The 3,794-nt window shown below is 24.8% G+C and carries 4 protein-coding genes; all 4 read left to right on the top strand.

Going from position 1 to position 3,794, the window contains the following annotated elements:
* Positions 1 to 155 precede the first annotated feature (155 nt).
* The 4 genes from ABNK64_RS10920 to ABNK64_RS10905 all read left to right on the top strand — a co-directional run bounded on the left by ABNK64_RS10920 (position 156) and on the right by ABNK64_RS10905 (position 3,575).
* Complete coding sequence (locus ABNK64_RS10920; RefSeq protein ID WP_349764401.1) at positions 156 to 602, top strand: hypothetical protein; 447 nt, start codon at positions 156 to 158, stop codon at positions 600 to 602.
* A gap of 433 nt (positions 603 to 1,035) precedes the next feature.
* Positions 1,036 to 1,731, top strand: coding sequence for a recombinase family protein (locus tag ABNK64_RS10915; RefSeq protein WP_349764399.1), 696 nt, complete (start codon positions 1,036 to 1,038; stop codon positions 1,729 to 1,731).
* A 242-nt stretch (positions 1,732 to 1,973) separates the two neighbouring features.
* A complete protein-coding gene (locus tag ABNK64_RS10910; protein WP_032835180.1) occupies positions 1,974 to 2,759 on the top strand; it encodes an oxacillin-hydrolyzing class D beta-lactamase OXA-85 in 786 nt (261 codons plus the stop codon).
* Between the two features lie 330 nt (positions 2,760 to 3,089).
* Complete coding sequence (locus ABNK64_RS10905) at positions 3,090 to 3,575, top strand: nucleotidyltransferase domain-containing protein (protein ID WP_116335452.1); 486 nt, start codon at positions 3,090 to 3,092, stop codon at positions 3,573 to 3,575.
* Positions 3,576 to 3,794: the final 219 nt, after the last annotated feature.

Raw genomic sequence — 3,794 nt, 5'->3', positions numbered from 1 at the left:
CTAGATAAGAAGTTTTGGTATAATAAAGAAAACCAAGAACTATTTTTAGGGGATTATGATTGGATACAAAAGAAAATGAATGAGGAAAAAAATCAATAGGTAAGTTAGTGGTAAAATTATCTATTACTAAAAATATTATTAGGAGGTAAAAAGGTATGAGTTTATATGAAATTAATTTACAAAGAGAAATTTTAAGAGAAAAAAGTGCAGAGATTTTAGCAGATTTTAACAAATATATGAGAGAGAATAATATTAATTATTCAAATAATGAAATTAAAAATCCTATAGTTGCTCTGTATTACAATGTAATAGAAATATATAATAATATTTTTACTCCAAAATATAAAGATATTTTAAAATTAGAAGCTGTAAATGGAAAATTAGATTTAGCAAAGGAAATTCTAAAAAATAGTTATTTACAAAAAGAAAATTATATAAAATTTAAAGAGTTTTATGAGGAATATACTAAATTATCTTTTTTAGATTTTGAAGAATTAATATCTAATGCTAAAGATGAAAAAGAAAAATTATTTTTTAATATGCTTCTACAATATTTTATGGAAAATAATTTTAATAAAGTTTTAAGAGAAGAGAAATATTAAGAGAAATTTTTACATATAATAAAAGAGTGCCTTTTTTAGCACTCTTTTATAACTTTTTTAGCTCCCACTTACTGGTAGGGTACACCGCTTTTTCAACTCCCACTTACTGGTAGGGTACACCGCTTTTTCAACTCCCACTTATTGGTAGGGTACACCGCATTATCATTAAAAATACGACTAAAAGGACTTAATAAAAAACTCATTCCGTTAATAAATTCTTTTAACATTTATATCCTCCTTCTTTTTGTCTAAATTATAACCCTTATATTTTAAATTTACAACTTTTTTATTTGTTATAAATAGTATTAAAATAAACATTAAAAAAATAGTATTAAAAATTTGACTGTTATAAGATATTTTGCTATGATATCAGTATCAATTTAATATTAAAATAAATGTTCGTTGAAAATAAGACTGTGAGAGGTGGAAGAATATGATCTATGGATATTGTAGGGTATCTACTAATAGACAAGTTATCACAAGACAAGTTGAAAATATATTAAAAGTATATCCTGGAGCTAGAATATACCAAGAAGCTTATACTGGAGTAACTTCAGATCGTCAAGAATGGAAAAAATTAAAAAAGTTAGTTAGTAGTGGAGATATATTAGTATTTGATTCCGTATCTCGCATGAGCAGAAATGCTGAAGAGGGAATCCAAGAATACTTTGAGCTTTATAATAGAGGTGTAAAGCTTATATTTCTTAAAGAAAGTTATATTAACTCTGATGTATATACAAAAGCTAAAGAGCAGCAAATAGCAAAGACTGGGAATAAGATTACAGATATTTTATTGGGAGCTATAGAGGAAGTTTTAAAAGTTATTGCTGTGGATCAGATTGAAAAGGCTTTTGAACAATCAGAAAAAGAAGCTTGTGATATCAGAACAAGAACTAAAGAAGGACTCAAAGTGAAGAAAGCTCAAGGAGTTATTCTTGGTAGAAGAGTTGGATCTAAGATTCAAACCAAAAAATCTATTGAAATGAAAGAAAAAATTAAGTTACTGGCTAAAGACTTTGGAGGAAATTTAAAAGATATTCAAGTTATAGAGCTTCTAAAGATCAGTAGAAACACCTACTTTAAGTATAAGAGGGAGCTAAAAGAAGAATTGCGATTTTCTTTCTTATAGGAGATTATGATAAAGTCAATAAAATCAAGGATCTGTGAATTAAAAAAAATCAAGTTTTTGATAAAATTTTTGTAAAAAAATGTCTTGTGGAATAATTTAGTTGCGATACTAAAAATCATACTTGACATTTTTTAAATGAATATTTTAAAATTAAAATAATATTTTATATTTTTAATAGGATTTTTTTGTTTGGATTTTGTTATTTTTATTGATGTTTTATTTATTATTAGGAGGTTTTTTTAGTGAAAAAGTTTATTTTAGTGATGTTATTATTTATGTTCTCGATTATTTCTTTTGGTAATGAAAATCAATTTATGAAAGAGATTTTTGAAAGAAAAGGTTTAAACGGAACTTTTGTTGTTTATGATTTAAAAAATGATAAAATTGATTATTATAATTTGGATAGAGCTAATGAGAGATTTTATCCTGCTTCATCATTTAAAATTTTTAATACTTTGATAGGATTAGAAAATGGGATAGTAAAAAACGTTGATGAAATGTTTTATTATTATGACGGTTCTAAAGTTTTTCTTGATTCATGGGCAAAAGATTCGAATTTAAGATATGCAATAAAAGTATCTCAAGTTCCAGCTTATAAAAAGCTTGCAAGAGAATTGGGAAAAGAAAGAATGCAAGAAGGATTAAATAAATTAAATTATGGAAATAAGGAAATAGGTAGTGAGATTGATAAGTTTTGGTTAGAAGGTCCATTAAAAATAAGTGCAATGGAACAAGTTAAATTATTAAATCTATTATCACAGTCGAAACTTCCTTTTAAATTAGAAAATCAAGAACAAGTAAAAGATATTACGATTTTAGAGAAAAAAGATGATTTTATTTTACATGGAAAAACTGGGTGGGCTACTGATAATATAGTTGTTCCTATTGGTTGGTTTGTAGGTTGGATAGAAACTTCTGATAATATATATTCATTTGCTATTAATTTAGATATTTCTGATAGTAAATTTTTACCTAAACGTGAAGAAATTGTAAGAGAATATTTCAAAAATATAAATGTTATAAAATAAAAAATAGGAGTTATCCTATTTTTTATTTTTCAGACTGTAGACAAAAGAAATTTATTTATAGTCTTTAATTTTCTTTTATAATATGATATCATTTAAGAAAATAAAATGTTGTGAAAGGTAGGAAAATGGATATAAGATAATTTAAGTTAAACACAAATATGAAAAAAATCAAACTACAACAGTAGTTCTTTTTGTGTATGCTTAATAAATTATCTTTCATCTAATTTCTTATTTAAAATATAAGTTATATATTTTTATTTAGATACATTATGATGAAAGGCTTTTTTGTGTATACAAAAGAGCCTTTTGTAGTATTTATAGGAGGATTATATGACTAGAAAAGAAATAACAACAAAAGAAGATTTAATGAAAATAATTGAGCTATTTGAAAGTATAGGAATTACATATTGGCTTGATGGAGGTTGGGGAGTAGATATTTTAGCAGGAAGACAGACAAGACCTCATAGAGATATTGATATTGATTTTGATGAAAAATATACAGAGAAATTACTAGAAATACTTTTAAAAATAGGTTATAGAATAGATACTGATTGGAGTCCTGTTAGAATAGAACTTTATAGTGATGAACTTGGATATTTAGACATTCACCCATTTATTCTAGCAACTGACGGAACATCAAAACAAGCTAATTTAGAAGGCGGTTGGTATGAATTTGAAAAAGATTATTTTGATAGTGTGAGTTTTGAAGGGAAAATAATTCCTTGTATATCTTTAAAAGGACAAAAAATTTTTCACACTGGATATGAATTAAGAGAAAAAGATAAACACGATATTTTAATTCTTGAAAATTTATAAGAAATAATTTTATATAAACAAAGAGAGGAGATAATTTTCTCCTCTCTTTGTCTACAGCCTGCAGTAATACTAAAAGTATTACTTTTTTATCAATGGAATCCCTATTGCTATAATATCTGGATTTATTTTCGTAATACTAAAAGTATTACTTTTTTATCAATATATGTATAAAGTATTTTGTTAAATGATAATTTAATATAAAAATATATATGTGTAAAA

This window comes from Fusobacterium sp. SYSU M8D902, from assembly GCF_040199715.1.
GTDB lineage: Bacteria > Fusobacteriota > Fusobacteriia > Fusobacteriales > Fusobacteriaceae > Fusobacterium_A.
Note: the sequence above shows the minus strand (reverse complement) of the source record. Positions and strands in the feature narration are given on the sequence as shown.